The sequence below is a fragment of the Streptomyces sp. NPDC041135 genome (assembly GCF_055592085.1).
Window position 1 is genome coordinate 1 of the sequence record NZ_JBVIYZ010000038.1, and the last position, 26,155, is coordinate 26,155.

The window sequence follows — 26,155 nt, forward strand, 5'->3', positions numbered from 1 at the left end:
GCGGTGTGTTCCTAGACAGCTCCACCACATCGGAGGTCTTCGCCATGTTCAAGACCCCGGGTCTGTCAACAACGCTCGTGATCAATACACCTAGGACAGCTGGCCGCCGTAGTCGGGCAGCTTGAACGTCTTCTCGGCGTGGCCGCCGGAGAGGTCGGTGGCGCTGTTGCCGATGTTCGCGATGACCGTGTAGCCCTTGTTCTCGATGGCCACCCGCTGGGCGGTCTTGTAGGCGGCGACGTCCTTGAACAGGTCCAGGAAGCCGCGCACGTACAGGCCGGAGACGTCGTAGCCGTCGTGTTCGAGGTTCCACTCGGTGGGCGCGGAGACGATGCCCGGCCGGGCGGTGACGAAGAACAGCGCGACGCCGTGCTCCTGGGCGTACTCGGCGACGTCCAGCACGGGCCGGTTGGCGGGCTGCGGGAAATGGAAGCCGAAGTCGGTCTCCAGGGCGGTGTTGTCGACGTCGAGGACGATCGCCTGCTTCTCGCCCGGCCGGGCGGTGGCGATCCGGTCCCGCAGGTAGGGCAGGGCCTGGTCCATGACCGCCCGGCAGTCCTGCTGCCAGGTGGGGTAGTCGACCGCGGCGGCGGCCGCGGCCGGGGCCGTGGCGGCCGCTCCGGCGGTGTCCGTCGCCGCGTGGGCCGGGGCGGCGAGCGCGGCGAGCGCGGCCACGCAGACGGCGGTGACGGACGTGCGGCGCGCCCAGGGGCGGCTGTTCGTCGTGGGGGTCATCTGGGGTCCTCTCACGTCGTACGCGTGATCCGTACGCTGCCTGTGTCAGGGCATGGCCGTGTCAGGGGCATGCCAGCTCTGGGAGCATGCTCGTTGCTGAGGGTGGCGCGAGGGGAACCGTAGGGTTACCGAGGGGTAGGCGTACAGAGACGTGCGTCACACCATGCTGGTCGCCCGGGTGACGACCGGGGTGACCGGCAGCGGTGCCAAGGCCTCCGGGGGCAACTCGCCGGTGTCCGCGGCCAGGGAGATCTCCACGCGGCGCAGGTCCGGGAAGAGCACGGGCACCGCGGTCAGGTCCTCCTGGCCCGTGAACATGTACAGCCGCAGGGCGCGGACGCCGGGCAGCGGCGGCCCCGCCCAGTGGACGGCGTCCCAGACGAGCCGCAGCTCCTCCAGGGCGGCCAGCCGGGCGATCTCCTCGTGGTCCTCGGCGGACAGGGGCGTGTCCAGCAGGCCCAGGCTCAGCCGCCGCAGCGACCGCAGGCGGTGCAGTCCGCGCAGGCCGGTGTGGTGCAGGGCGTTCCTGGTGAACCGCAGGAAGCGCAGCGGTACGTCCCGCGGCAGGGCCTCGTCGAGGCTGCCGGCGGCCAGCAGCATGCCGATGTCGAGGTCGCGCAGGCCCGGCGAGCCGGCGAGCGGGGCCAGCGCCCCGGGGCGTTCCAGGGAGCGCATCCGGTTCAAGGACAGCCGGGTCACCGGCAGGCCGGCCAGCGGGCTGAGGTCGTCCACGCGCGGGCAGTTGCCGAGGACCAGGTGGCCGAGCCGGCGCAGCGGCGCCAGGGCCGCCAGGCCGTCCAGCAGCCCGTTGTCGCGCACGTGCAGCTCGACCACCCGGTCCGGGACCAGGGCGGCGGCCAGCTCGCCGGGGTCGACGTCGCCGACGACCTGCTGGGCCGGGCGCCCGCCCAGCTCGCGCAGGAAGCGCAGCTGCTCCACCGAGTGGGCGGTGAAGAACAGGTCTCCCTCGGGCAGCCGGGCGATGATCTCCCGCCCGTAGGGGCCGGTGGGGAACCGGTGCCAGGTCCAGGTCAGCTGGGCGCGCACGGTCACCGCCGGATGCTCCCGGAAGCGCGCCAGCACCGGCACCGCCGCGTCCGTGCCGACGAGCGACGCGGTGACGACCACCGCCCGGGCCTCGGCGTCGCTCAGCCCCTCGGGGCCCGGCAGCAGCTCCAGGACCGCCGGCCCCGCCGAGGCGAGCACACGGGCCTCCTGGGTGGTGCGGGGCGGGACCAGGGCCGCCGCGCTCTCCTGCACCGCCGCCCGCACGCCGGGGTCGAGCTGGGTGGCGTGCTCCAGGCAGGTCAGCGCGAGCAGCCGTACCCGGGTGCTCGCCGCGGCCGGCAACCGCCGCGCCGACTCCGTCAGATCGCCGAGCAGCCGGGCCCGTTCGCGCGGCCGGGCATGGGCGACGGCCATCCGGATCACGTCCGCCCACTGCTCGTCCGCCGCGCCCCGCACCAGCAGCCCGAAGTCGCCGTCCTCCACGGCCGCCCGGGCGCCCAGGTAGTCCTGGAAGGTCCGGTGCACGAACTCGACGGTGCCGGGCGCCGGTTCGCGCAGCAGGCCGCTGCGCAGCAGCAGATGGCCGAGGACGCCGCGGGCGTCACCCTGGGTCGCGGCGGCGGGCAGGGAGGGCAGGACGTCGGCGACGATCCGCTGCGCGCGCTCCAGGTCCAGCTCGGATTGGCCGTTGCGGATCAGCCAGTAGGCGAGCCGCTGGAGCAGCTGGATCTGCGGGAGTTCACCGAGGCGCACCTCATCGGACCCGGCCTCCGGGCCGGCCAGGGAGCCGGACTCGGACCTGCAAGCGGCGAACATGTCCCGCTCCAGGTCCCGGCGCACGAGCAGCATCGACAGGGCGGCGTCGTACAACTCCTGTCGGCCGTGCGGGAGATAGCCGCGCCGGTCGCGGTGCAGGGCGCAAATGAGCGCGCACATCAGGGGGTTGGTGGCGAGGCGAGCGAGGTCCGGCTTGGTGCGCAGGGCGTCGAGCAGGGTGCGCCGGTAGCCGTCGAGGCGCTCGTGCGCGTCCTCGGGGGCGCCGGCCCGGGCGGCGGTGTGCCAGCGGGTGACGAAGGCGGCCACGTCGCCGGGGTCCATCGGGGCCAGGGCCAGCTCCGTGAAGCCGTCGGAGGCGAGCCAGTCCTCCCGTACGGCGGAGGGGCGGGAGGTCACCAGCCACCGGTTGCCGGGATAGGCGTCCAGCAGGTCGCGCAGCCAGCGGCGGGTGCGCTCCCGCTCCCGCTCGGGGATCTCGTCGACGCCGTCGATCAGCAGCAGCGCGCGGCGCCCGCGCAGGACGCGGTCCGCCCAGCCGGCGGGCTGGGCGGCGTGGAACGGCACCCGGACGGCGTCCAGGAAGGCGTCCGGCGCGGGGAGGCCGCCCGGGCGGCGGACCAGGGTGCGCAGCGGCAGGACGAAGGGGATCAGGCCGCCGCGCTCGCCGCGGGCCGCGGTGACCGCGAGCCACTGCACCAGCGTGGTCTTGCCGGAGCCGGCGACGCCGCGCAGCAGCACGCGCGGGTGGTCGGCCAGCGCCTCCTCGGCCGGCCGGGGGACCGGTGCGGCCGGGGCGGCCGGGGGGAGGCCGTCCGCGCCGGTGGCCTCGGTGTCCTCGGTGCGGTCCACCGCCCGCAGGCTGAGGTAGGCGGCGTCCAGGGGCCAGCGGTCGGGGGAGTCGGCCAGGTCGATGCCGTAGATGGTGAGCCGGCCGTGCCGGGTGGCGGTGTGGTCGAGGTAGCGGCGCTCGAAGGCGGTGTCGGTGCCGTCCGGTGGCGGGGTGCGGGCGATCAGCGCGTCCACCTTGGCGATGAGTTCGCTCTGCCGCCGGGTCTGCTCCACGAGCGTGCGGGCGACGAAGGCCGAGCGCCGGGTGAAGAAGTCGAGGATGTGCAGGCAGGCGGTGGTCAGCAGGCTCGCGTGCAGGTGGGCGGCGTCGGCGGGGAGGTCCCGGGCCGGGTCGCCGGCGGCGGAGCGGAGGGCGGCGGCGAGGGCCTCGTGGCCCAGTTCGACGGCCTGTACGTCCGTGAGGGTGAGGTCGCCGAGGGCGTGCAGGGTGTCGGCCAGCGCGTGCACGAGCGGTTCGCGGGAGCCGGGGGCGACGGCGGGCTCGGCGGGGGAGCCGGCGGCCAGCGCGCGGTCCACCAGCGTGGTGGCGAGCCGGTCCAGGTCGCGGCGGGTGAGGCTGCGGTGCTCGCCCGTGAAGGAGACGAGGGCGGAGATGCGGACGGGCCGGTCCGCGAGGGCGGCGCCCGGGGCGGGGTCGGCGGTGAAGAGTTTCCTGATCAGGGGGGTCACGGCACTGGAAGCGAGCTTGGCGGCCGCCGTCACGGGTTCCACAGGACGCTCCCCTCGCTCGGCCGGCCGGTCCCGCGTACCGGCTCGCCGCCGTCCCGCGGCCGCTTTCCGGGCGGGCCCGCACAGCGGCCGGCCGGCTGCCCGTACCGCTCGCCCGCACGGGCCCCGCCGGCCACGGCCGGCGCGAGCCTCGTGCCGCACACCGCAGTGTCCATCCCCGCTCAACCCCCGTCGTCGCGTGACCGCAGGTCAGCGTAGCGCCGGTCACATTCCGGTGTCCGTGGATCACGGCGGCCGGTGACATGCCGCACAGGCGAAATGTCCGTTACTACACAAGATAGTGGGACATGGAACCCAGTCAAAAAGGGACGTTCACCCGTCAACCGTTCGGCAAAGACCGACGTCGCGGCCTGCCTCTCCGTGGCCCGCGGACCCTGTCAAGAGCCGGGCCGGGAGGTGCCCTCCTACTACCGGACGCCGTAGGAGGGCCGTTTGAGCCGGGGCGGCCGGGGCGGTTACCAAGGATGACGTCGCCCAGCGAACCCCGGTCCGCCGGGCGGCCCATCCCGTTCCCGAAGACACGAGGTTTCGATGTTCCAGCGCTTCACGTCCCGCTCTTCCCGTACGTCCGCGCTCCGCAGCCGCGTGGCCGTCCTGGCCGCCGGCCTGGGCGCCACGGCCGTGCTGGGGACCGGAGTCGCGAGCGCCGCAGCGCCGTCCGCCACCTCCTGGATCGACCCGGTGAAGAAGTACACCCTCTCGGCGAGCTTCGCCCAGGCCGGCAGCCACTGGGTCGCCAAGCACAGCGGTCAGGACTTCGCCGTGCCGACCGGTACCGAGGTCCTCGCGGCGCACGGCGGCACGGTCGCCAAGGCGGGCCCCAACGGCGCCGGTGACGGTCCCGCGTACGGCAACGCCATCGTCATCAAGCACGGCAACGGCACGTACTCGCAGTACGCGCACCTGTCCCGGATCGACGTCAAGGTCGGCCAGATCGTGAAGACCGGCCAGCACATCGCCCTCTCGGGCAGCACCGGCAACTCCACCGGCCCGCACCTGCACTTCGAGATCCGCACCACCCCGAACTACGGCTCCGCCGTCGACCCGGTCGCCTTCCTGCACGCCCACGGCGTCAAGGTCTGACCGCCTGCTCCGGTCTCATCCGGTCTCATCCGGACTCATTCGGCCTGATCCGGATGAAAGGCTCTAGCTCTCCCCGCGGGCGCGGTGGTGTGCCTGCGTGACGAGGTCCACGGCGACTTCGAGAACGGCCTCGCGCTTCTTCTCGAAGTCGCCTTCGACGTCCTGCATGACGAACATGCCCGCGTGCAGCGTGAAGAGGGCGCTGACGCAGCGCACCTGGTCGACCAGGGGTGCCTCCGGGTCGACGATGATGTCCCGCAGGCCGCGCATCCGGTCCTTGAAGGCGTCGCCGATGCGCAGGTCCCGCACGGTCGCCTGGTTCTCCTGCATGAAGCGGAACAGCGGTTCCGCGTCGACCAGCGTCCGGCTGTAGCGCCGTACGATCTCCTGCTTGGTCTCCAGGGTGTGCGGCTGCTCGCGGCCCCACTCGATCAGTTCCTGCATCGGCCGCGTCAGGTCCGCGAAGAGACTGACGATGATCTCTTCCTTGGTCTTGAAGTGGTAGTACAGGGCGGCCTTGGTCACGTCGAGGCGCTCGGCGATCTCGCGCAGCGAGGTCTTCTCGTAGCCGTGCTCGGTGAAGAGTTCGAGGGCCACGTCCTGGATGCGCTGGCGGGTGTTGCCGCGGCGTTGGTGCTTGGTGCCGTCCATGGTGCCGCCCATCCTCGTACTCCTCGTGACTCGCGCGATACGTGCCTGCCGCCCGTCCGAACTTACTTGACGCCCGGCTAGTTGACGGTCTAACTTCCCAGTGTAGTCAACTAGCCGGGCGGCAAGTAAGTACGGCCGCAGGGGGAGTGGAAGAGACGATGGCGGACACGGTGGCCGAGGCGGCACCCGCGACGGACGGCAAGCGGCCCAGGAGCGTGCGGGTGGTCCTGCTCGCCCTGATGATCGCGATGATGCTCGCGATGCTCGACAACATGATCGTGGGCACGGCGATGCCGACGATCGTCGGTGAGCTGGGAGGCCTGGAGCACCTCTCGTGGGTGGTGACCGGGTACACCCTGGCGACCGCCGCGGCGACCCCGCTCTGGGGCAAGCTCGGCGACATGTACGGGCGCAAGGGCGCCTTCCTGACCTCGATCGTGATCTTCCTGATCGGCTCCGCGCTCAGCGGCATGGCCCAGGACATGGGCCAGCTGATCGGGTTCCGGGCCGTGCAGGGACTCGGCGCCGGCGGTCTGATGGTCGGCGTCATGGCGATCATCGGCGACCTGATACCGCCCCGCGAGCGCGGCAAGTACCAGGGCATGATGGCCGGCGTCATGGCGCTGGCGATGATCGGCGGACCGCTGGTCGGCGGCACCATCACCGACAACTGGGGCTGGCGCTGGTCGTTCTACATCAACCTGCCGCTCGGCGCGGTCGCGCTGGTGCTGGTCAGCGTCGTGCTGCACCTGCCGAAGAAGCGGGCCGAGGCGAGCATCGACTACCTCGGCGCCGCGCTGCTCACCATCGGCATCACCTCGATCGTGCTGGTCACCACCTGGGGCGGCACCGAGTACGCCTGGTCCTCCGCGCGGATCATGGAGCTGATCGGCATCGGTGTCGTCGCGCTCATCGGGTTCGTGTTCTGGCAGACCAAGGCCGCCGAGCCGGTGCTGCCGCTGCACATCTTCCGCAGCCGCAACTTCACCCTGATGTCGCTCATCGGCTTCGTCACCGGCTTCGTGATGTTCGGCGCGACCCTCTTCCTGCCGCTCTACCAGCAGTCGGTGCAGGGCGCGTCCGCGACCAACTCCGGGCTGCTGCTCCTGCCGATGCTCGGCGCGATGCTGGTCACCTCGATGGTCGCCGGCCGGGTCACCACCAACAGCGGCCGCTACAAGGTCTTCCCGATCACCGGCGGCGCCCTGATGATCGTCGGCCTGTACCTGCTGTCGCTGATGGACACCGGCACGACCCGGCTGACCTCGGGCATCTACATGGCGGTGCTCGGCGCCGGCATGGGCTGCCTGATGCAGGTGACGATGCTGGTCGCGCAGAACAGCGTGCAGATGAAGGACATGGGTGTGGCGTCCTCCTCCACCACCCTGTTCCGTACGCTCGGCTCCTCCTTCGGTGTGGCCATCATGGGCGCGCTGTTCAACCACCGGGTCCAGGACGTCATGTCCGAGCGGGCCGGGGCGCTGGGCTCCAAGGTCACCCAGCAGTCCCCGCAGCTGGACGCGGCCAGCCTGGCCAAGCTGCCGGCGGCGGCGCGGGAGGCGTACCAGCACGCGGTGTCCTCCGGCACCCACGCGGCGTTCCTGCTCGGCGCGGTCATCGCGGTGATCGTGCTGGTGTCGGCGCTGTTCGTGAAGGAGGTTCCGCTCAAGGGCGGCCCCCAGGCGCCCGCGCAGGACGGCGACCCGGTACCGGCCCCGGTGATCGAGGCCGTCTGATCCGGCCCCTGTGCCCCGTCCGAAGGCCCCCGGCGGTGTCCGCCCCGGGGGCCTTCGCCGTACCCCGGCCCCCTCGCCCCGTCGCGGTGGGGCGGTCAGGCCCCCGAAGGCGGCAGCATCGGATAGCTGCCGGTGCTGGTCGGCGCGTGCTCCGGCAGCCACAGGACCGCCACCGCCCCCTCGGCCGGAAGGTGCGCGGGCGCCCCGGCGGGCCGTACGTTGCGGAAGGTGAGCCGGGCGCCGAGCACCCGGGCCTGGCCCGCGGCGATGGTCAGCCCCAGCCCGTGGCCCTGCCCGGCGCGGTCCCTGCTGCCGGTGCGGAAACGGCTCGGCCCCTCCGCCAGCAGCGCCTCGGGGAAGCCGGGCCCGTGGTCGCGTACCCGGATCACCCGGCCCTCGACGGTGACCTCGATCGGCGGCCTGCCGTGCCGGGCGGCGTTGGCGAGCAGGTTGAACAGCACCCGCTCCAGGCGCCGCGGGTCGGTGGTGACCTCCGACTCGTGCACCACCCGTACGGTGACGGCGGGGTCCTTGGCCGCCACGCGCCGGGCGACGAACTGGCCCAGCAGCAGGTCCTGCAACTCCGCCCGCTCCGAGGCGCCGTCGAGGCGGGCCACCTCCAGGACGTCCTCGACGAGGGTGCGCATCGCCTTGGCGCGGTCCAGCACCAGCTCGGTCGGCCGGCCCGGCGGGAGCAGCTCGGCGGCGGTCAGCAGCCCGGTCACCGGGGTGCGCAGCTCGTGCGCGATGTCGGCGGTGACCCGCCGCTCGGCCTCCAGCCGCTGCTGGAGCGCGTCGGCCATGGCGTCCACCGCGCGCGCCAGGTCGTCGGTCTCGTCCCGTACGACCCCGCCGATGGCCTCCCGCACCCGTACCTCGGTCTCGCCCTTGGCGACCTGGTTGGCCGCGGCCGCCGCCTTGCGCAGCCGCCGCGACAGCTGCCCGCCGATGAGCACGCCGAGCGCGCTGCCGCCGAGGACGACCGCGATGGACCCGATGACCAGGGCCTGGTCCAGGTCCTTCATCACGTCGGTGCTGCGGTCCGGGAAGGCGCTGTGCAGGGACAGCACGTGCCCGTCCTTGACCGGCACGGCCGCCCAGATGTCCGGCATGTTCCCGGGGTGGTCGCTGACGTAGGAGGCCCGGCGCCCGGCCTCGACCTTCTCCCGCAGCGCGGACGGCAGCTCCGGGTCGTCGATCTTGATGTTGGGGAAGTTGGGGCGCCCGGCCAGCTCGTAGTTGCGCTGGGCGATCTGCACCCGCTCGTTGGCCAGGTCGCGCGCGTTGTCCAGCATCGACACCCGCGCGGCGTTGTGCACGACCAGGCTGAGCGCGATCGCCACCAGCGCGCCCACCAGCGCGATGGCGGCGCTCAGCTTCCATCTGAGCCCGGTCCGCAGCCCCGCGCGCTCCACGCGCCGCACCGGACGCCGAAAGATCCCCCGCATGCCCCTGCCCCGCTCAGGCCTTCAACTTGTAGCCGAAGCCGCGGACCGTCTCGATCCGGTCCTGGCCGATCTTCGTGCGCAGCCGCTGCACATGGACGTCGACGACCCGGGTGTCCCCGCCCCACCCGTAGTCCCAGACGCGCTCCAGCAGCTTGTCGCGGGACAGGACCGTGCCCGGCGCCGAGGAGAACTCCAGCAGCAGCCGCATCTCGGTCGGGGTGAGCGCCACCGGCCGGCCGGCCCGGCGCACCTCCATGCCCTCGGTGTCGATCTCCAGGTCGCCGAAGGCCAGCGCGCCGCCGTTGACCGCCCCACCGGGCTCACCGGCCCGCGCGGCGCCGCCGGCGTGCCCGAAGCGGCGCAGGACCGCGCGGATGCGGGCGACCAGGACGGCCCCGTCGAACGGCTTGGTCACGTAGTCGTCGGCGCCCGCCTCCAGGCCCAGCACGACGTCGATGGAGTCCGCGCGGGCCGACAGCATGATCACCGGCACGGTCGACTCGTCCCGGATGCGCCGGCACAGGCTGACCCCGTCCAGGCCCGGGACCATGACGTCGAGCAGCGCGATGTCCGGGCGGTCGGCGCGGAACGCCGCCAGTCCGGACAGGCCGTCGGGCATGGCGGTGACCGCGAAGCCGTCCCGCTCCAGGGCGAGCTGGGTGGCCTCGCGGATGACGTCGTCGTCCTCGACGAACAGGACGTGGGTCTGGTCTGCCATCCCGGTGCTCTCAGTCCTCGTGGTGCGCGGCGCGGTCAGGTGGCCGGCGCGGCACTGGGGCCGCCGCCGACGGCGCTGCTGTAGTCGGTGTGGTGGAAGTCGCGCTGGACGAAGCGGCCGCCGGTCCAGCCATAGGTGATCACGTTCTCACCGGACGGGCTGCTCACCGGGTCGCCCTTCTCGTAGACCTGCTTGGTCACCGTCAGGTCGCCGCGGTCGATCTCCGCGTAGACCGGAGACTCCTCGCTGGTGAAGACGTTGCGGTACGAGCCGCTGCGGCGCTGGTACACGTACGACCCCACGCCGACCGCGTCGCCGCAGGTCAGTACGTTCACCACGATGTCCTCGGCCGAGCCGCCGGTGAGGCGGCCGTAGGAGACGTCCACCGGGTACTCGTCGCCGGAACAGGCCCGCAGGTCCTGCTTGACCGCCGCCGAGACCCGCGGGTCGCTCTTGACCAGCGCCACCGCGTCCACCCGCCGGTAGGAGCCGCTCGGGGCGGCCGCCGGGGTGGCGGCGGCACCCGCCACCGCGTCGGCGTGCGCCGGGCCCTCGTCACGGGCGCCGGTGCCTCCGGTGGCGCAGGCGGAGACGAACAGGGCGAGGGCGGCGAGCACGGCCGCCGCCGTGGTCGCCGCCTGGAAGGTCACCCGGGCCCGGGTGGACACCGCGCCGGTCAGGCCGCGCAACGCTCCCGCTCCTCACGCTCCAGCGCGCGTGCGTCCAGGTCGCGCGCCTCCAGCTCCTCGCGGAGCCGGGCGAGCGCCCGGTGCAGCGTGCTCTTGACCGTTCCGGCCGACATGCCGAGGGCGGCGGCCGTCTCCTCCGTGGACATCTGCTCCCAGTGTCGCAGCACCACGACACTGCGCTGCTTCGGTGCCAGCACCTTCATGACGTCCATCAGCAGGGCCCGGTCGGCGTGCTGTTCGGTGGCGTCCTCGACGGGTGCCTCCGGCAGCTGCTCGGTCGGGACCTCCTCCAGCTTGCGCGCCCGCCACCACTCGGTCCGCGTGTTGATCATGACCCGGCGCAGATAGGCGTCCGCCAGCCGCTTGTCGGCGATGCCGTCCCAGCGGCCGTACGTGCGCACCAGCGCCGTCTGCAGCAGGTCCTGGGCGTCGACCGGGTCCGGCACCAGCCGGCGCGCACTGCGCAGCAGCGCGTCCTGCCGCGTACGGACGTACTCCTCGAACTCGAGCACCTCGCCCTGCGCCATGATCGACCGCCTCCCGTTCCCCGTCGTCTTCCCCGAGGCCCGCTCCTGTGCCGCGTGCCGGGAACGAAGCTACGGAGGCGTTGTCACGGGGCTGTCCGAGGCAGCCTGCGGGAAGCAATCGGCTGTCCGTCGGTTGTGTAACGGACGGCGGTCCGGGGTAGGGGCGCGTCGTGATTCGCCCCGTTATGGGGGGATTAGGCGGCCGGGTGGTCCGGTGACACACCCGGGGGCGGCTGTGCGGCGGCCGTGCGTCAGCCGAGCGGCAGGCGGTACAGGCCGCCCGGCAGCGGCTCGACCAGACCGTCGGTGACGAGCCCGTCGAGCGCCCGGGCGCGCTGCACCGGCTCGTGCCACACCCGGTCGAGCACCGCCTGCGCCACGGGGGCGTGCGCTTCCCGCAGCACGGCGAGCAGCTTGCCGCGGACCTGGCGGTCTGTTCCGGCGTAGGTCTGGCCGCGGCGCGGCGGGCCGGCGTGCTCCGGTTTGCCGGCCAGGCGCCAGGCGCACAGGCCGGCGATCGGGCACCGGTCGCAGCGCTCGTTCTTCGCCGTGCACACCAGCGCGCCCAGCTCCATGGAGGCGGCCGCCCAGCGCGCGGCGGTGCCCTCGTCCTCGGGCAGCAGCTCGCGCGCCAGCCTGCGCTCGGCGGCCGTGGTGGCGTTCGGCGGGTACCGCACCCCGCCGACCGCCCGCGCCAGCACCCGGCGGACGTTGGTGTCCAGCACCGCGTGCCGCTGCCCGTAGGCGAAGGAGGCCACCGCGGCCGCCGTGTACTCGCCGATGCCGGGCAGCGCCAGCAGCTGCGCGTGGTCGGTCGGTACGTCGCCGCCGTGCCGTTCCGTTATGGCGACCGCCGCCCCGTGCAGGCGCAGGGCGCGGCGCGGGTAGCCGAGCCGGCCCCAGGCGCGGACCGCCTCCCCGGGCGCGTCGGCGGCGAGGTCGGCGGGGCGCGGCCAGCGGGCCAGCCAGTGCTCGTAGACGGGCAGGACCCGGTTGACGGGCGTCTGCTGGAGCATGAACTCGCTGACCATCACCCCCCACGGTCCCGCCTCCGGGCGGCGCCAGGGCAGGTCGCGGGCGTGCGTGTCGAACCAGGTGATCACGGGGGCGTGGAGCTTCTCAGTCATGGCCTTCCGATCCTGCCACGGGTTGCCGGGACGCCGGGCGGCGACACCGGGGACGGGCGGCCCCGTCATGGGCCCGCCGGCGCCGGCCGGGCCGGTGCGGGCGCCGGGCGAGGACGGGGTGGAGACGGGGGGTGTGGGGAGGCGCGGGGAGGCGCGGGGGGTGAAGGGAGGCGCCGCGGAGGGCAGTTGCGGAATGATGATCCGGAAAAGTTAGTTGCGGACGGCGGGTGGCGCGGGCAAGCGCGACGATCTCTCGTACAGTTTGCGGCGTGGGATCTCTGCGCAATCCGGTCGGGCCGCTTCCCTCCTCCATCTACTGGCGACGGAGGGTCGTTCTGCTGTCGGTGGTCGCCCTGGTGGCGCTGCTGGCCCTGTGGATCGTCGTCTCGGGCGGCGGGGGCGGCGGCAACGGCGCCGGCGGGGACAACGGCAAGAATCCCGCCTCCACGATCACACCGGGACCCTCCGAGTCGGGGTCGGCGATCAGCCAACACCCGGGCGGCCGCGACGAGTCGGGCGGCGGGGACGCCGGAGGTCCGGGCTCCGGCTCCGCCGGGGCGGGCGGGGCCGCGGGCGGCGGCTCGGGCTCGGGCACCGCGGCGGGTGGTGCCGGGGGTACCGGCGGCGGCTCGGGTTCCGGCACCGGTTCCGGCACCGGTGGTGTCGGTTCCGGCGACGCGCTGCCCGCCTCCTCGTCCCTGCCGAACTGCGCCTCCGGGCCGGTCACGTTGAGCCTGCGCAGCCTGCACAACACCTACTCGCCCGACCAGAAGCCGGCCTTCGAACTCACCGTGAAGAACACGGCGTCCGGTGACTGCAAGGTCGATCTCGGGCCGAAGGGCGCGGTGTTGTCGATCACGCCCGCCGACAGCAGCGACACCTACTGGTCGTCGGCCGACTGCCCGAAGGGCGCCGCGAGCCTGCTGTACCGGGTGCCGGGGGGCAGCAGCATCACCTACACCGTCACATGGGACCGCAGGCCGAGCGCCCCGCAGTGCGCGACGCCCCCGGCGGGCTCGGCCGGGGCGGGGACGTACCTGGTGGAGGCGAAGGCACCGGGCTTCGCCAAGGCGCAGACCTCGTTCGTGCTGTCGGCCGACTGAGACGGCCGCAGCGCCCCGGCGGCCGGACCGGCCCGACCGGCCCGCCGCGGGCGGCGCCGGACGGCGCCCGGCCGCGAACGGCTCAGACGTAGCGTTCCAGGATCGACGACTCCGCCAGCCGCGACAGGCCCTCGCGGACGCTCCGGGCCCGGGCCTCGCCGACGCCGTCGACCGTCTGCAGGTCGTCCACGCTCGCGGCGAGCAGCTTCTGCAGGCCGCCGAAGTGCTCCACCAGCCGGTCGATGATGGCGCGGGGCAGCCGCGGCACCTTCGCCAGCAGACGGAAGCCGCGCGGCGACACCGCGGAGTCCAGGGTCTCCGGGGAGCCCGTGTAGCCCAGCGCCCGCGCCACCGTGGGCATCTCCAGCAGTTCGGCGTGGGAGAGCGCGTCCAGCTCGGCCAGCGCCTCGTCGACCGTGCGGGAGCGCTTGGCGGTGGGCTCGGGGACGTAGTCCCGCACGACCAGTTCGCGCTCGGGCTCCACACCGGCGATCAACTCGTCCAGCTGAAGGGCGAGCAGACGGCCGTCGGTGCCCAGTTCGACCACGTATTCGGCGATTTCGGTGGCGATGCGGCGGACCATCTCCAGCCGCTGGGCGACGGCGGAGACGTCCCGGACCGTCACCAGGTCCTCGATCTCCAGCGCCGACAGCGTGCCCGCGACCTCGTCCAGGCGCAGCTTGTACCGCTCCAGGGTGGCCAGCGCCTGGTTGGCGCGGGACAGGATCGCCGCCGAGTCCTCCAGCACGCGCCGCTGCCCGTCGACGTACAGGGCGATCAGCCGCATCGACTGGGAGACGGAGACCACGGGGAAGCCGACCTGCTTGGAGACCCGGTCCGCGGTGCGGTGCCGGGTGCCGGTCTCCTCGGTGGGGATCGTGGGGTCGGGCAGCAGCTGCACACCGGCCCGGAGGATCTTCGACAGGTCCGAGGACAGCACGATGCCGCCGTCCAGCTTGCACAGCTCGCGCAGCCGGGTGGCGGTGAACTCCACGCCCAGCACGAAACCGCCGGTGCACATCGACTCGACCGTCTTGTCGGAGCCGAGCACGATCAGCCCGCCGGTGTTGCCGCGCAGCACCCGCTCGAGGCCGTCGCGCAGGGGCGTACCGGGAGCCACGGCGCTCAGGGAGGCGCGCATCAGGCCATCGGCGCCGGAACTCCCACCGGACTTTCCGGGAGCTGCTGCCCGGTCGTTGGCTGCCACTGCACTCCTCCGGTCGCGGGTTCTGGGGCGCCGCCGTCCCGCACTGCGTTCGTACGGATCCCCGCACTCTGTTCGTACGGACGGGCGAGACCAGGGCAAAGTCTACCGGCGGTCCTCCGCCTCCCGTGGGGCCTCTCGGCGACGGGAGCGCGGCAGCACCCTCAGCGCGTCCCCCATGTCGGCGACTTCCAGCACCTTCATGCCGGCCGGGACCTTGCCGGGATCACCCGGCACCAGCGCGTGCGTGAAGCCCAGCCGGTGCGCCTCGGCGAGCCTGCGCTGCACGCCCGTGACCCGTCTGACCTCGCCCGCGAGCCCCACCTCACCGATCGCGACCAGGTTCTTCGGCAGCGGGGTGTCGCTGGCCGCCGAGGCCAGGGCCAGCGCGATGGCCAGGTCGGCGGCGGGCTCCGACAGCTTCACGCCGCCGACCGTCGCGGAGTAGATGTCCCGCTTGCCCAGCGCGCTGATCCGGCCGCGCTGCTCCAGCACCGCGAGCATCATCGACACCCGGGAGGTCTCCAGACCGGAGGTGGTCCGGCGGGGCGAGGGGATCTGGGAGTCGACGGTCAGCGCCTGCACCTCCGCCACCAGAGGGCGGCGGCCCTCCAGGGTCACCGTCAGACAGGTGCCCGGGACCGGTTCGTCCCGTCTGGTAAGGAAGAGCCCGCTCGGGTCGGCGAGGCCCGTGATGCCCTCGTCGTGCAGCTCGAAGCAGCCGACCTCGTCGGTGGCGCCGTACCGGTTCTTGACGCCGCGGACCAGGCGCAGCCGCGCGTGCCGGTCGCCCTCGAAGTGCAGGACGACGTCCACCAGGTGCTCCAGCAGGCGGGGGCCCGCGATGGCGCCGTCCTTGGTGACGTGGCCCACCAGCAGCGTGGACATGCCGCGCTCCTTGGAGGCGCGGATCAGCGCCCCGGCCACCTCCCGCACCTGGGCCATGCCGCCGGGCGCCCCGTCGATCTCCGGTGAGGCGACCGTCTGCACCGAGTCGAGGATCAGCAGGGACGGCCGCACCGCGTCCAGGTGCCCGAGGACGGCCGCGAGGTCCGTCTCCGCGGCCAGGTAGAGGTGGTCGTCGATGGCCTTGATGCGGTCGGCGCGCATCCTGACCTGGCTCGCCGACTCCTCGCCGGTCACGTAGAGGGTGGGGTGCTCCGCGCTCGCCGACTTCGCCGCCACGTCCAGCAGCAGCGTGGACTTGCCCACACCCGGCTCCCCGGCCAGCAGCACGACCGCGCCCGGCACGAGCCCGCCGCCGAGCACCCGGTCCAGCTCCGGCACGCCGGTCGGGCGGGCGGTGGCCTGGCTGCCGTCGACCTGGCCGATGGGCAGCGCGGAGGTGGTGACGCGGCCCGGCGTCGTCGTGCGCACCGCGGGCGCGCCGTACTCCTCGACGGTCCCCCACGCCTGGCACTCGGGGCACCGGCCGAGCCACTTGGCCGTCTGCCAGCCGCACTCGGTGCAGCGGTAGGACGGACGGTCCTTGGTGGTCTTGGTACGGGCAGCCATGCGGAAACCGTAGCCCGTGCCACTGACAGCGCCCCGGCCGCGCCCGTTCCGCCGCTCCGTCCCGCGCCCGTACCGCCCGCCCCGGTCACGCGCCGCCGCGGCCCCGGCCGGGCCAGGTGACGGGGTGTGGGTGACCGGGTACCGGCCATCACCCGTCGGGATCGAGCCGCGGAATACGGGGTTCGTGTCCCCTATTGAGGGATCGTTTCACCCGTACGGATTAAAAGTGCTCAAGCCGCAAGAAGGTACGTTCCGCCGCCGCCTACGGTCGCACGGGTGATGAGCAGCAGTCCGCAGATCTCGACCCGCGCCACCGGCGCACACCGGGCGCAGCGTGAGGCGCGCGACCGAGCTGCCGCGCGCACGATCGCGCAGCGGCCGCCGGCGCGCTACGAGCCGTACCTGGACGGTCTGTTCACCTACTGCCTGTCGGTGCTGTGCGACCACGACGCGGCCACCGCCGCCCTGGGTGACGTCCTCGCGCTGGCCGAGCGGCGCGGGCAGCGCGTCCCGGAGGCGCCCGGGGACCGCCGGGCCTGGCTGTACGCGCTGGCCCGCTGGGCCTGTCTGCGCAAGCTCACCGAGGCCAAGCAGAAACGTCAGGCCACTCACGCGGCAGGCCGCGCCGGAGCCCCGCGGCGGCAGGCCGCCGAGCCGCCCGCCGCCACGGAGGCGCAGGAGCGGCGGCGCCGCGAACTCGCCCTGCTCGCCTGGCCGGAGGCGGCCGGTACCACCCCGGAGCAGCGTGAGGCGCTCGAACTCGCCGTCCGCCACCGGCTCGCCGCCCACGAGGTCGCCGCCGTGCTGGGCCTCGAACCGGCCGCCGCCCGGGAACTGCTCGCCTCCGCCGCCTGCGAGGTGGAGCGCACCCGCGCGGCCCTCGCCGTCGTCGAGACCGGCGGCTGCCCGAGCGTGTCGCACCTCACCGGCGACAGCCAGCTGGTGCTCTCCGCCGCCCTGCGCCGGGAACTGGTCCGGCACGTCGACGACTGCCCGCGCTGCCGCCGCACCGCCGAGCGCGCGGCCCCCGGCCGGTGGCCCGGCGTCATGGTCACGCCCGCCGAGCTGCCCGTCCTGGAGGCGCCCCGCGCGGACCTGCACGTCGCCCTGGCGCACCCCCCGCGCGCGCGGGGCACGGCCGTCCCGCGCTTCGACCGGCGCGGCTTCCCGATGGACCCCAAGGACCGCGCCGCCCGCCGGGACCGGCTGCGCGCGCGTGCGGTGACCACGACCGTCGTCGCCACCGTCGTCGCCGCGCCCGTCCTCGCCCTGTGGGCCGCCTACCGGGGCTCACCCGGGACCGAGGGCCAGGACGGCCCCGCCGCGACCGCGCGGGAGGCACACGGCGGCAGCCCCGACGGGGAGACGGCCGGCGGCTACCGCAACGCCGGGAACGCCGGCGCCCCCGGCCCCACCTCCTCCAAGGACGGCCGGCCGGACGTGTCCGTGGAGGTCGTCAGCGTCGCCGGAGCCGGCCACAAGGGCGCGGGACACCTCGACGTGGCGGCCGGCACCAGCGGCGACACCACGCTCGTCACGCTCACCGCCTCCGGGTCCGCACCGGTGCACTGGTCCGCCACCACCTCGGCGCCCTGGCTCTACCTCAGCCGCTCAGCGGGCACCCTGCGGCCCGGCGAGACCTTGACGGTGCGGGTGTACGTCGACCATCTGCGCGAGCCGTCCGGCCACTGGAGCGCCCGGGTGGCGATCTCCCCGGCCGGCGCCGTGGTCACCATCGACGGACACGGCAGCGCGCCCACCGGCCCCACCGCCCCGCCCCCGACCTCCGCCCCCGGCCCCCGGCCCACCGGCTCCACGCCCAGTGACCCGCCCTCCAGCGAGCCCCCCTCGCCGGCCGACCCCACACCGACCCCGACGCCCACCCCCTCCGACCCGGGCCCGTCCGCTCCCGGGGACGCCACACCGCCCCCGGCCGGCGACGGCACGCCCAGCCCGCCCGAGGGCCAGTGACGGCCGGCCGGCGCGGCAGCCGGACCACCCGGGCCCCCTGGGCCGTGCGGACCGCCCGGACCGCCCGGGGCGCGCGCTATCCGGCCGGGGTGGCCGGGTCCGCCGGGTGCGGCGCCACCAGCGGCAGCTGGGACGCCAGCCGCCGCTCGCACAGCTCGGCCAGGCGGTCGTAGCCGGCCTTGCCCATCAGCTCCGTCAGCTCGGCCCGGTAGGAGACGTACACCGGGTCCCCGGCCCCGTGCGCCGAGGTCGCCGACGTGCACCACCAGTGCAGGTCATGACCGCCAGGACCCCAGCCCCGGCGGTCGTACTCGCCGATGGAGACCTGGAGCACCCGTGTGTCGTCGGGCCGGTCGATCCAGTCGTAGGTGCGCCGGACCGGCAGCTGCCAGCAGACGTCCGGCTTGGTCTCCAGCGGCTCCCGGCCCTCCCGCAGGGCGAGGATGTGCAGCGAGCAGCCCGCGCCGCCGGGGAAGCCGGGCCGGTTCTGGAAGATGCACGAGCCCTCGTACGGGCGGGTCTGCCGCGAGCCCTCCTCGTCCTGCGCCACCCAGCCGCCGCGCAGGCCCTCGTCGTGGTGCTGCCAGATCTCCGGCGTGAGCCGGGCCACATGCCCGGCGACCCGCTTCTCGTCGTCCTCGTCGGAGAAGTGGGCGCCCAGCGTGCAGCACCCGTCGGCCGCGCGGCCCGCCTGGATGCCCTGGCAGCCGCTGCCGAAGATGCAGTTCCAGCGAGAGGTCAGCCAGGTCAGGTCGCACCGGAAGACCTGCTCGTCGTCCGCCGGATCGGGAAACTCCACCCACGCGCGGGCGAAGTCGAGCCCCTGCTCGTCGCTCACCGCCGCCGCCTGCGCGGGTGTGGCCGCCTTCGCGCGCGAAGAACCCTTGGCCGATTTGTCGGTCTTCGCCTTTTTCGTCTTTGGCACCCGTCCAGGGTAAGTCGCCCGCCGCCGCTCCGGGCACGGTCCCCGGCGCCGCGGGCAGTAGCGTTCCGCCCATGAGACTCGGTGTCCTGGACGTGGGAAGCAACACGGTGCACCTGCTGGTGGTGGACGCGCACCCCGGTGCGCGCCCGCTGCCCGCGCACTCGCACAAGGTGGAGCTGAGCCTGGCCCAACTCCTCGACGAGGACGGGGCGATCGGTGACGACGGCGTGGAGCGTCTGATCGGCGTCGTCCGCGAGGCGCTCCAGGCCGCCGAGGACAAGGGCGTCGAGGACCTGCTGCCGTTCGCCACCTCGGCCGTGCGCGAGGCCTCCAACGCCGATGACGTCCTCGCGCGCGTGCAGGCCGGCACCGGCGTGCGGCTCCAGGTCCTCAGCGGCGCCGAGGAGGCCCGGCTCACCTTCCTCGCCGCCCGCCGCTGGTTCGGCTGGTCCGCCGGGAAACTGCTGGTCCTGGACATCGGCGGCGGCTCCCTCGAGATCGCCTACGGCATCGACGAGGAACCCGACGCGGTCGCCTCGCTGCCGCTCGGCGCCGGCCGGCTCACCGCCGCCTGGCTGCCCGGCGACCCGCCCGGCAGCGACGAGATACGGGCGCTGCGCCGCCATGTACGCGCCCAGATCGCGCGGACGGTCGGCGAGTTCAGCCGCTTCGGCGCCCCCGACCACGTGGTCGCCACCTCCAAGACCTTCCGGCAGCTGGCCCGCATGGCCGGCGCGGCACGGTCCGCCGAGGGCCTCTACGTGCAGCGCGAGCTCAAGCGCGAGTCCCTGGAGGCCTGGGTGCCCCGACTGGCCGGCATGACCGCCGCCCAGCGCGCCGAACTCCCCGGGGTCTCCGATAGCCGCGCCGGCCAGCTCCTCGCGGGCGCGCTGGTCGCCGAGGGCGCGATGGACCTGTTCGGCGTGGACTGCGTGGAGATCTGCCCCTGGGCCCTGCGGGAGGGCGTGATCCTGCGGCGCCTGGACCACATGGGGACGGCGTAGGAACGGCGGCGGCGCCCCCTGGCCGCGCGCGCCCCACGACGGCCGCCCCCTGGCCGCGCGCGCCCCACGACGGCCGCACCCTCGCCGTGCGTGCCCTACGGCGACCGCACCCACGCCGAGACCGCGCGACCCGCGATGACCACTCCCTCGCCGGCGCCGCGCGCCCACGACGACCCCGACCAGGGGCAACGCACGCGTACCCGCCAACGCCCCGGCCCCGTCACGGCGTCGGGGCGGGCGGACCGCCCCCCGGACGGCCTGACATGAGCTATCCCACAATGGCGCATACGCACCCCGGCCCCGCCACTCCAGCCGACGTCACCCCGTAATCTGTCCCTCGTGGCCAAACCAAGGGACGTCACCGTCCGAGTTCCGGATGCGAAGGTCGCGCTGTCCACGGCCTCCGTCTACCCGGAGTCGACGGCGACGGCCTTCGAGATCGCCGCGCGCCTCGGGTACGACGGCGTCGAGGTCATGGTGTGGACCGACCCGGTCAGTCAGGACATCGAGGCCCTGCGCCGCCTCTCGGACTACCACCGGATGCCGATCCTGGCCGTCCACGCCCCCTGTCTGCTGATCACCCAGCGGGTGTGGTCCACCGATCCCTGGACCAAGCTCCAGCGCGCCCGGGCGGCCGCCGAAAAGCTCGGGGCGAGCACGGTCGTCGTGCACCCGCCGTTCCGCTGGCAGCGCCAGTACGCCCGCGACTTCGTCACCGGGATCTGGCGGATGGCGGACGAGACGGACGTGCGGTTCGCTGTCGAGAACATGTATCCCTGGCGCTACCGCGACCGCGAGATGCTCGCCTACGCCCCCGACTGGGACGTCACCAACGACGACTACCGGCACTTCACGATCGATCTCAGCCACACCGCGACCGCCCGCTCGGACGCCCTCGGCATGCTCGAGCGCATGGGCGACCGCCTCGGCCACGTGCACCTCGCCGACGGCCGGGGCTCGGCCAAGGACGAGCACCTGGTCCCCGGTCGCGGCACCCAGCCCTGCGCCGACGTGCTGGAGCGGCTCGCGGTCACCGGCTTCGACGGGCACGTCGTGATCGAGGTCAACACCCGGCGCGCGATGTCCGGTGCCGAGCGGGAGGCCGACCTCGCCGAGGCGCTGGCCTTCACCCGGCTGCACCTGGCCGCCACCGCGAAGGTGCCCCGGCGGTGACCGGTCCGGACGCCCCGTCCGACGCCGCGGCCGGTGGCCCGGGAGCCGGCCCGGCCGGTGGTTCCGGCGCCGTCCGGCGGAGCCGGGGGCGCCCGCGGCGCGACGCGGCGGCCGACACCCGCGCGCACATCCTGGCCGTGGCCCGGGAGGAGTTCTCCGAGCGCGGGTACGACAAGACGTCCGTCCGCGGCATCGCCAAGGCCGCCGGCGTGGACCCCGCCCTGGTCCACCACTACTTCGGCACCAAGGACCAGGTCTTCGAGGCGGCCGTCGCCATCGCCTTCGCGCCCGCGCTGGAGGCGCCCGAGGCGGTCGCCGACGGCCCCGCCGACGAGGTCGGGGAGCGGCTCACCCGCTTCGTCCTCGGCATCTGGGAGAACCCGGTGAGCAGGGCACCGCTGCTGGCGATCCTGCGCTCGGCGGTGAACAACGACAGCGCCGCCGCCGTCTTCCGCCGCCTGGTCGCCGCCCAGCTGCTGCGCCGGATCGCCGACCAGCTCGACCTGCCCGACGCCGAGCTGCGCGCCGAACTCGCCGCCGCCCAGCTGGTCGGGTGCGCGATGATGCGGTACGTGATCAAGCTGGAGCCGCTGGCGTCGGCGGACCTGGAGCAGATCGTCGCCCGCGTGGCGCCGGTGGTCCAGGGACACCTCACCGGCCCCTGACCGGTCCCTGACCAGCCCCTGACCGGCCCCTTCCCGGTGTGGAGCGGTGTCCGGAGCCGCTCCGGGCGACGAGACGGGCGTCCCGCATTCCGGACACCCCGTCCCGAACCCTGGATGACCGGCGTACGCTCGTAACCAGCGTCATGAGTCAGAAGTCTCTGACCGCGTCTTCCTGATCGCAGTCTCTGAAGGAGCGAGCGACGATGCCCGAGCTGAGGTCCCGCACAGTCACCCACGGCCGCAACATGGCGGGCGCCCGCGCCCTTATGCGCGCCTCCGGTGTACCCGGTGCGGACATCGGCCGGAAGCCGATCATCGCCGTCGCCAACTCCTTCACGGAGTTCGTGCCGGGCCACACCCACCTCCAGCCGGTCGGCCGGATCGTCAGCGAGGCCATCACCGAGGCCGGCGGCATCCCGCGCGAGTTCAACACCATCGCCGTGGACGACGGCATCGCGATGGGCCACGGCGGCATGCTGTACTCCCTGCCCTCCCGCGACCTCATCGCGGACTCGGTCGAGTACATGGTCGAGGCCCACTGCGCCGACGCCCTGGTCTGCATCTCCAACTGCGACAAGATCACCCCGGGCATGCTGATGGCCGCCCTGCGCCTGAACATCCCGACGGTCTTCGTCTCCGGCGGCCCGATGGAGTCCGGCCGCGCCACGCTCGTCGACGGCACCGTGCGCACGCTCGACCTGGTCGACGCGATCTCCGACGCGGTGAACGACAAGATCTCGGACGAGGACATCCTCCGCATCGAGGAGAACGCCTGTCCGACCTGCGGCTCCTGTTCCGGCATGTTCACCGCCAACTCGATGAACTGCCTGACCGAGGCCATCGGCCTCTCGCTGCCCGGCAACGGCTCGGTCCTGGCCACCCACACCGCGCGCAAGCGGCTGTACGTCGACGCGGCCCGCACGGTCATGGACATCACCCGCCGCTACTACGAGCAGGACGACGACACGGTCCTGCCGCGCAACGTCGCCACCTTCGCGGCCTTCGAGAACGCCATGGCCCTGGACATCGCGATGGGCGGCTCCACCAACACGATCCTGCACCTGCTGGCGGCGGCCGAGGAGGCGGGCGTGCCGTTCGGCCTGGAGCAGATCGACGCCGTCTCCCGCCGCGTCCCCTGCCTCGCCAAGGTCGCCCCGAACGTCGCGAAGGACCGCACGTACTACATGGAGGACGTGCACCGCGCCGGCGGCATCCCCGCCCTCCTGGGCGAGCTGCACCGCGCGGGCCTGCTCAACGAGGACGTGCACGCGGTGCACAGCCCCTCGCTGTCGGACTGGCTGAAGACCTGGGACGTCCGCGGCGGCTCCCCGTCCCCCGAGGCCGTCGAGCTGTGGCACGCGGCGCCCGGCTGCGTCCGCTCCGCCGAGGCGTTCTCCCAGTCCGAGCGCTGGGACTCGCTGGACGACGACGCCGCCGGCGGCTGCATCCGCAGCGCCGAGCACGCCTACTCCAAGGACGGCGGCCTCGCGGTCCTCAAGGGCAACCTGGCCGTCGACGGCTGCGTGGTGAAGACGGCAGGCGTCGACGAGTCCATCTGGACCTTCGAGGGCCCCGCGGTGGTCTGCGAGTCCCAGGAGGAGGCCGTCCAGCGGATCCTCACCCAGGAGGTCAAGGAGGGCGACGTCGTCGTCATCCGCTACGAGGGCCCCAAGGGCGGCCCTGGCATGCAGGAGATGCTGTACCCGACCTCGTACCTGAAGGGCCGGGGGCTCGGGAAGTCCTGCGCGCTGATCACCGACGGCCGCTTCTCCGGGGGCACCTCCGGTCTCTCCATCGGCCACGCCTCCCCCGAGGCGGCCTCCGGCGGCACGATCGCGCTGGTCCAGGACGGCGACCGCATCCGCATCGACATCCCGGGCCGCACGATCGAACTCCTCGTCGACGACGAGGAGCTGTCCCGCCGCGAGCAGGCCCTCGGCGGCGTGTACGCCCCGAAGAACCGCGAGCGCAAGGTCTCGGCGGCCCTGCGCGCCTACGCCGCGATGGCCACCAGCGCGGACCGGGGCGCGGTGCGCGACGTCAGCAAGCTGGGCTGACGCAGGCCGCTCGAACGCCGGAAGGGGCCGCCACCCGTCACGGGTGGCGGCCCCTTCCGGCGTCTCGGACGCCGTCCGGCCTCATCGCTGTCACCAGGCAGACGGATCGGCTCCGGCCACGGCGAAGACGGTGCCGTCCGGCGCGGTGGCGTAGACGCGGCCGTGGGAGAGCAGCGGCGGCGGCAGCACGGCGGTGACCTCGTCCGCGTCGGGTCCCAGCCGGGGCGGGGTCTGCCCCAGCAGGTCCCCGTGCCGGGCGTCGACGGCGAGCAGCCGCCCGTCCGGCGCGCTGACGTACACGTGGTCGCCGTCGGTGACCGGCGCCGAGCCGCGGCTCACGGCCGTCTCGAGACTCCACAGCCGTTCGCCGGCCGCCAGGTCGACGGCCTCCAGCGCGCCGCCCGCGGCCAGCAGGTAGACGACGTCGCCGTGGGCGGTGGCCTGTGGGGCCAGCCGCGGGACGGACAGCGCCACCCGGCGCGTGGTCCGCGCGGCGGGGTCGTAGCGCACCACGGCCGTGGTCTGCCCGGTGCCGGCGTCGGCGGACAGCAGGAACAGCGCGCCGTCCTGGCCGCCGACCGGCTTCAGCGACCCCTCGAACCGGGCCCGCCACCGTTCGGCGCCGGTGGCCGGGTCCAGGGCGGTGACCCGCGTCCGCGTCCCGTCCCGACCGGTCGTGGTGGCGTACACCGCCGGGTCGCCGGCGAACGAGGTCACGAACGGGGTGCTCGTACCGTCCGGTGGCCGGCTCCACTCGGTACGGCCCGACGCGCTGTCCAGGCCGGTGAGCGACCCGTCGGCGCCGGTGACCACCAGCGTGCCGCCGACGAGGACCGCGCCCCGGTGCGCCGGTGGCCGCCACGACCGGCGGACCGCGCCCGAGGCGGCGTCCAGTGCCTCGACCCGGTCACCGTCGCCCGCCGGCAGGCGCAGCAGCCCGCCCGACAGGGCGGGCGTGGCACCGCCGCCGCGGGCGCCGCCGACCGTGCGGCGCCACAGCAGGCGGCCGTCCGCCGCGTCGAGGGCGAAGGCCGTCCCCGCGCGCACGCACAGCAGCCGCCCCGCCCCCTGGACGCACCGAGGGGTCCCGGAGCCCGGGCCGGCCGGCTTCGCCTGCCACGCGTCGAACCCGGCGGCGGTGTCGCGGGTACGGACCCCGCCCGGTTCCCGGCCGTCGCCGTGCCCCGGCCACGCCACCGAGGCGAACACCCCGGCGGCGGCCAGCGCCAGCGCCCCGGCCGCGAGGACCACCCGCGCGCGGGGCCGGCGCCGGACCGCGCGCACCGGCCCGGACCCGCCGGACCCGGTCCCCGGGTCAGCCACCGCCGAGGAGTCCCAGGAGTCGCCCGGGCCGCCCGCCGCCCCGGACGGCCAGGAGGACGCGTCCCGGGGCCCTGGTGACCCGCCTTGGGCCGCACCCGGCTCACGCCGGGCCGTGTCGCCCGCGCCCGTCCGCTGCACCGGTATGAACGCCTGCGTGTCGTAGGAGGCCGCCACCGAGCGCAGTTCCCGCATCAGCTCGTCCGGGGAGGGCCGGTCCTCCGGCTCCTTGGCCAGGCAGCGCAGTACCAGCGGCGCGAGGCCGTCCGGCACCCCGGTGAGGTCCGGCTCGTCGTGCACGACCTGGTACGCGACGACGTACGGGCTGTCGGAGTCGAACGGTCCCCGCCCGGTCGCCGCGTGCACCATCACGGACCCCAGCGCGAAGACGTCGGCGGCGGGCCCGACCTCCCGCGGCCGGCGGAACTGCTCGGGTGCCATGAACGGCGGGGTGCCGATCAACTTGCCGGTCTCGGTGCGCAGTTCGCTGTCCGTCGGCCGGGAGATGCCGAAGTCGATGACCCTCGGGCCGTCCTCAGCGAGCAGCACGTTGCTCGGCTTCAGGTCCCGGTGCACGACGCCGACCCGGTGGATGTCGCGCAGCGCCTCGGCGAGCCCGGCCATCAGCCGCCGCAACTGGGCAGGTTCCATCGGCCCGTTCCGCTTCACCTCTTCGGACAGCGTGGGCCCGGGAATGAACAGCGTGGCCATCCAGGGCCGCGCCGCGTCCGGGTCGGCGTCCACCACGGGCGCGGTGAAGGCGCCGCTCACCCGGCGGGCGGCCGCCACCTCCTGCCGGAAACGCCCCCTGAACTCGGCGTCCCTGGCGAACTCGGCGTGTACGACCTTGACCGCCAGCGTCAGTCCCGAGGTGCTGCGGGCGAGGTGCACCACCCCCATGCCGCCCGAGCCCAGACAGGACTCCAGACGGTAGTGACCGGCGTACTCGGGAAGTTCCGCTTCCGGGCCCGCATCGGTGCTGCGCTGTGGCGCCATGGACCACCCCCGTGCTCTCCGTCCGCGCGCGCGACGCACGGAGCCTAGTCGATGACGCGTGCGGGACAGAGGCGGCTTGCTAGTGTCCGCGTGCGAATCACGCACGGGTGTCCAGTGGCGCGATTCCGCGTGTTTCGTGGCGTGA

20 protein-coding genes are annotated in these 26,155 nt (G+C 74.1%); 8 read left to right on the top strand and 12 right to left on the bottom strand.

Annotated elements, in window-relative coordinates; all coding sequences use genetic code 11:
- Positions 1-90: 90 nt before the first annotated feature.
- Entirely contained in the window at positions 91-735 is a 645-nt protein-coding gene (locus ACZ6CZ_RS35325; protein WP_469029656.1) for an HAD family acid phosphatase, read from the bottom strand.
- Positions 736-891: 156 nt separating this feature from the next.
- Positions 892-4,080 (bottom strand): NACHT domain-containing protein, encoded by a 3,189-nt coding sequence (locus ACZ6CZ_RS35330; RefSeq protein WP_469029660.1) that lies wholly within the window; start codon positions 4,078-4,080, stop codon positions 892-894.
- Positions 4,081-4,629: 549 nt separating this feature from the next.
- On the opposite strand from ACZ6CZ_RS35330, the gene ACZ6CZ_RS35335 reads away from it, so the two are divergent.
- Positions 4,630-5,181: a M23 family metallopeptidase gene (locus ACZ6CZ_RS35335; protein ID WP_469029663.1), complete on the top strand. Its 552-nt coding sequence runs from the start codon at positions 4,630-4,632 to the stop codon at positions 5,179-5,181.
- 63 nt (positions 5,182-5,244) lie between these two features.
- Here the strand turns inward: ACZ6CZ_RS35335 and ACZ6CZ_RS35340 are convergent, their stop codons facing one another.
- Positions 5,245-5,844, bottom strand: coding sequence for a TetR/AcrR family transcriptional regulator (locus tag ACZ6CZ_RS35340; protein ID WP_469029666.1), 600 nt, complete (start codon positions 5,842-5,844; stop codon positions 5,245-5,247).
- Between the two features lie 146 nt (positions 5,845-5,990).
- Here ACZ6CZ_RS35340 and ACZ6CZ_RS35345 point away from each other — a divergent pair, with 146 nt between their 5' ends.
- The gene (locus ACZ6CZ_RS35345) at positions 5,991-7,568 is read left to right on the top strand and encodes an MDR family MFS transporter (RefSeq protein ID WP_469029669.1); all 1,578 of its coding nucleotides are present in this window, start codon (positions 5,991-5,993) and stop codon (positions 7,566-7,568) included.
- A gap of 95 nt (positions 7,569-7,663) precedes the next feature.
- Here the strand turns inward: ACZ6CZ_RS35345 and cseC are convergent, their stop codons facing one another.
- The 5 genes from cseC to ACZ6CZ_RS35370 form a co-directional block, all read right to left on the bottom strand.
- Positions 7,664-9,016: a two-component system sensor histidine kinase CseC gene (gene cseC / locus ACZ6CZ_RS35350; protein WP_469029671.1), complete on the bottom strand. Its 1,353-nt coding sequence runs from the start codon at positions 9,014-9,016 to the stop codon at positions 7,664-7,666.
- 13 nt (positions 9,017-9,029) lie between these two features.
- Positions 9,030-9,734: a two-component system response regulator CseB gene (gene cseB, locus ACZ6CZ_RS35355; RefSeq protein ID WP_469029674.1), complete on the bottom strand. Its 705-nt coding sequence runs from the start codon at positions 9,732-9,734 to the stop codon at positions 9,030-9,032.
- A gap of 35 nt (positions 9,735-9,769) precedes the next feature.
- Positions 9,770-10,423, bottom strand: a complete 654-nt coding sequence (locus ACZ6CZ_RS35360; RefSeq protein ID WP_469029676.1) for a hypothetical protein — start codon at positions 10,421-10,423, stop codon at positions 9,770-9,772.
- Positions 10,411-10,950, bottom strand: a complete 540-nt coding sequence (locus ACZ6CZ_RS35365) for a SigE family RNA polymerase sigma factor (protein WP_469029677.1) — start codon at positions 10,948-10,950, stop codon at positions 10,411-10,413. The genes ACZ6CZ_RS35360 and ACZ6CZ_RS35365 overlap by 13 nt, the downstream gene beginning before the upstream one ends.
- A gap of 251 nt (positions 10,951-11,201) precedes the next feature.
- Positions 11,202-12,077 carry an HhH-GPD family protein gene (locus tag ACZ6CZ_RS35370; protein ID WP_469029680.1) on the bottom strand — a complete coding sequence of 292 codons (876 nt, stop codon included), beginning with the start codon at positions 12,075-12,077 and terminating at the stop codon, positions 11,202-11,204.
- A gap of 269 nt (positions 12,078-12,346) precedes the next feature.
- On the opposite strand from ACZ6CZ_RS35370, the gene ACZ6CZ_RS35375 reads away from it, so the two are divergent.
- The gene (locus ACZ6CZ_RS35375) at positions 12,347-13,180 is read left to right on the top strand and encodes a hypothetical protein (protein ID WP_469029682.1); all 834 of its coding nucleotides are present in this window, start codon (positions 12,347-12,349) and stop codon (positions 13,178-13,180) included.
- A gap of 82 nt (positions 13,181-13,262) precedes the next feature.
- On the opposite strand, the gene disA is transcribed toward ACZ6CZ_RS35375, so the two are convergent.
- Together disA and radA are read right to left on the bottom strand one after the other, a co-directional pair.
- On the bottom strand, positions 13,263-14,387 hold the full coding sequence (disA, locus tag ACZ6CZ_RS35380; RefSeq protein WP_469029685.1) for a DNA integrity scanning diadenylate cyclase DisA: 1,125 nt from the start codon (positions 14,385-14,387) through the stop codon (positions 13,263-13,265).
- Positions 14,388-14,489: 102 nt separating this feature from the next.
- Positions 14,490-15,899, bottom strand: coding sequence for a DNA repair protein RadA (gene radA, locus ACZ6CZ_RS35385; RefSeq protein WP_469029687.1), 1,410 nt, complete (start codon positions 15,897-15,899; stop codon positions 14,490-14,492).
- A 279-nt stretch (positions 15,900-16,178) separates the two neighbouring features.
- Between radA and ACZ6CZ_RS35390 the strand changes: the two genes are divergently transcribed.
- Complete coding sequence (locus ACZ6CZ_RS35390) at positions 16,179-17,870, top strand: BACON domain-containing protein (RefSeq protein WP_469029690.1); 1,692 nt, start codon at positions 16,179-16,181, stop codon at positions 17,868-17,870.
- 76 nt (positions 17,871-17,946) lie between these two features.
- Here the strand turns inward: ACZ6CZ_RS35390 and ACZ6CZ_RS35395 are convergent, their stop codons facing one another.
- Entirely contained in the window at positions 17,947-18,795 is an 849-nt protein-coding gene (locus ACZ6CZ_RS35395) for a DUF3109 family protein (RefSeq protein ID WP_469029693.1), read from the bottom strand.
- Between the two features lie 71 nt (positions 18,796-18,866).
- Between ACZ6CZ_RS35395 and ACZ6CZ_RS35400 the strand changes: the two genes are divergently transcribed.
- The 4 genes from ACZ6CZ_RS35400 (at position 18,867) to ilvD (ending at position 23,694) form a co-directional block, all read left to right on the top strand.
- Positions 18,867-19,799, top strand: a complete 933-nt coding sequence (locus tag ACZ6CZ_RS35400; RefSeq protein ID WP_469029696.1) for a Ppx/GppA family phosphatase — start codon at positions 18,867-18,869, stop codon at positions 19,797-19,799.
- Positions 19,800-20,138: 339 nt separating this feature from the next.
- Positions 20,139-20,972: a sugar phosphate isomerase/epimerase family protein gene (locus tag ACZ6CZ_RS35405; protein WP_469029698.1), complete on the top strand. Its 834-nt coding sequence runs from the start codon at positions 20,139-20,141 to the stop codon at positions 20,970-20,972.
- Entirely contained in the window at positions 20,969-21,637 is a 669-nt protein-coding gene (locus ACZ6CZ_RS35410; protein ID WP_469029701.1) for a TetR/AcrR family transcriptional regulator, read from the top strand. Before ACZ6CZ_RS35405 ends, ACZ6CZ_RS35410 begins: the two co-directional genes overlap by 4 nt.
- Before the next feature lie 203 nt (positions 21,638-21,840).
- On the top strand, positions 21,841-23,694 hold the full coding sequence (ilvD, locus tag ACZ6CZ_RS35415; protein ID WP_469029704.1) for a dihydroxy-acid dehydratase: 1,854 nt from the start codon (positions 21,841-21,843) through the stop codon (positions 23,692-23,694).
- Between the two features lie 90 nt (positions 23,695-23,784).
- Here ilvD and ACZ6CZ_RS35420 read toward each other — a convergent pair whose 3' ends face one another.
- The gene (locus ACZ6CZ_RS35420; RefSeq protein ID WP_469029706.1) at positions 23,785-26,010 is read right to left on the bottom strand and encodes a serine/threonine-protein kinase; all 2,226 of its coding nucleotides are present in this window, start codon (positions 26,008-26,010) and stop codon (positions 23,785-23,787) included.
- Positions 26,011-26,155: the final 145 nt, after the last annotated feature.

What these genes read in the sequence shown, in the direction of transcription:
- ilvD (WP_469029704.1), top strand. Translation starts at nt 21,841, where the DNA reads ATGCCCGAGCTGAGGTCCCGCACAGTCACCCACGGCCGCAACATGGCG.
- ACZ6CZ_RS35365 (WP_469029677.1), bottom strand. Translation starts at nt 10,950, where the DNA reads ATGGCGCAGGGCGAGGTGCTCGAGTTCGAGGAGTACGTCCGTACGCGG.
- ACZ6CZ_RS35325 (WP_469029656.1), bottom strand. Translation starts at nt 735, where the DNA reads ATGACCCCCACGACGAACAGCCGCCCCTGGGCGCGCCGCACGTCCGTC.
- cseB (WP_469029674.1), bottom strand. Translation starts at nt 9,734, where the DNA reads ATGGCAGACCAGACCCACGTCCTGTTCGTCGAGGACGACGACGTCATC.
- cseC (WP_469029671.1), bottom strand. Translation starts at nt 9,016, where the DNA reads ATGCGGGGGATCTTTCGGCGTCCGGTGCGGCGCGTGGAGCGCGCGGGG.
- ACZ6CZ_RS35400 (WP_469029696.1), top strand. Translation starts at nt 18,867, where the DNA reads ATGAGACTCGGTGTCCTGGACGTGGGAAGCAACACGGTGCACCTGCTG.
- ACZ6CZ_RS35390 (WP_469029690.1), top strand. Translation starts at nt 16,179, where the DNA reads ATGAGCAGCAGTCCGCAGATCTCGACCCGCGCCACCGGCGCACACCGG.
- ACZ6CZ_RS35420 (WP_469029706.1), bottom strand. Translation starts at nt 26,010, where the DNA reads ATGGCGCCACAGCGCAGCACCGATGCGGGCCCGGAAGCGGAACTTCCC.
- ACZ6CZ_RS35370 (WP_469029680.1), bottom strand. Translation starts at nt 12,077, where the DNA reads ATGACTGAGAAGCTCCACGCCCCCGTGATCACCTGGTTCGACACGCAC.
- ACZ6CZ_RS35345 (WP_469029669.1), top strand. Translation starts at nt 5,991, where the DNA reads ATGGCGGACACGGTGGCCGAGGCGGCACCCGCGACGGACGGCAAGCGG.
- ACZ6CZ_RS35340 (WP_469029666.1), bottom strand. Translation starts at nt 5,844, where the DNA reads ATGGGCGGCACCATGGACGGCACCAAGCACCAACGCCGCGGCAACACC.
- ACZ6CZ_RS35335 (WP_469029663.1), top strand. Translation starts at nt 4,630, where the DNA reads ATGTTCCAGCGCTTCACGTCCCGCTCTTCCCGTACGTCCGCGCTCCGC.
- radA (WP_469029687.1), bottom strand. Translation starts at nt 15,899, where the DNA reads ATGGCTGCCCGTACCAAGACCACCAAGGACCGTCCGTCCTACCGCTGC.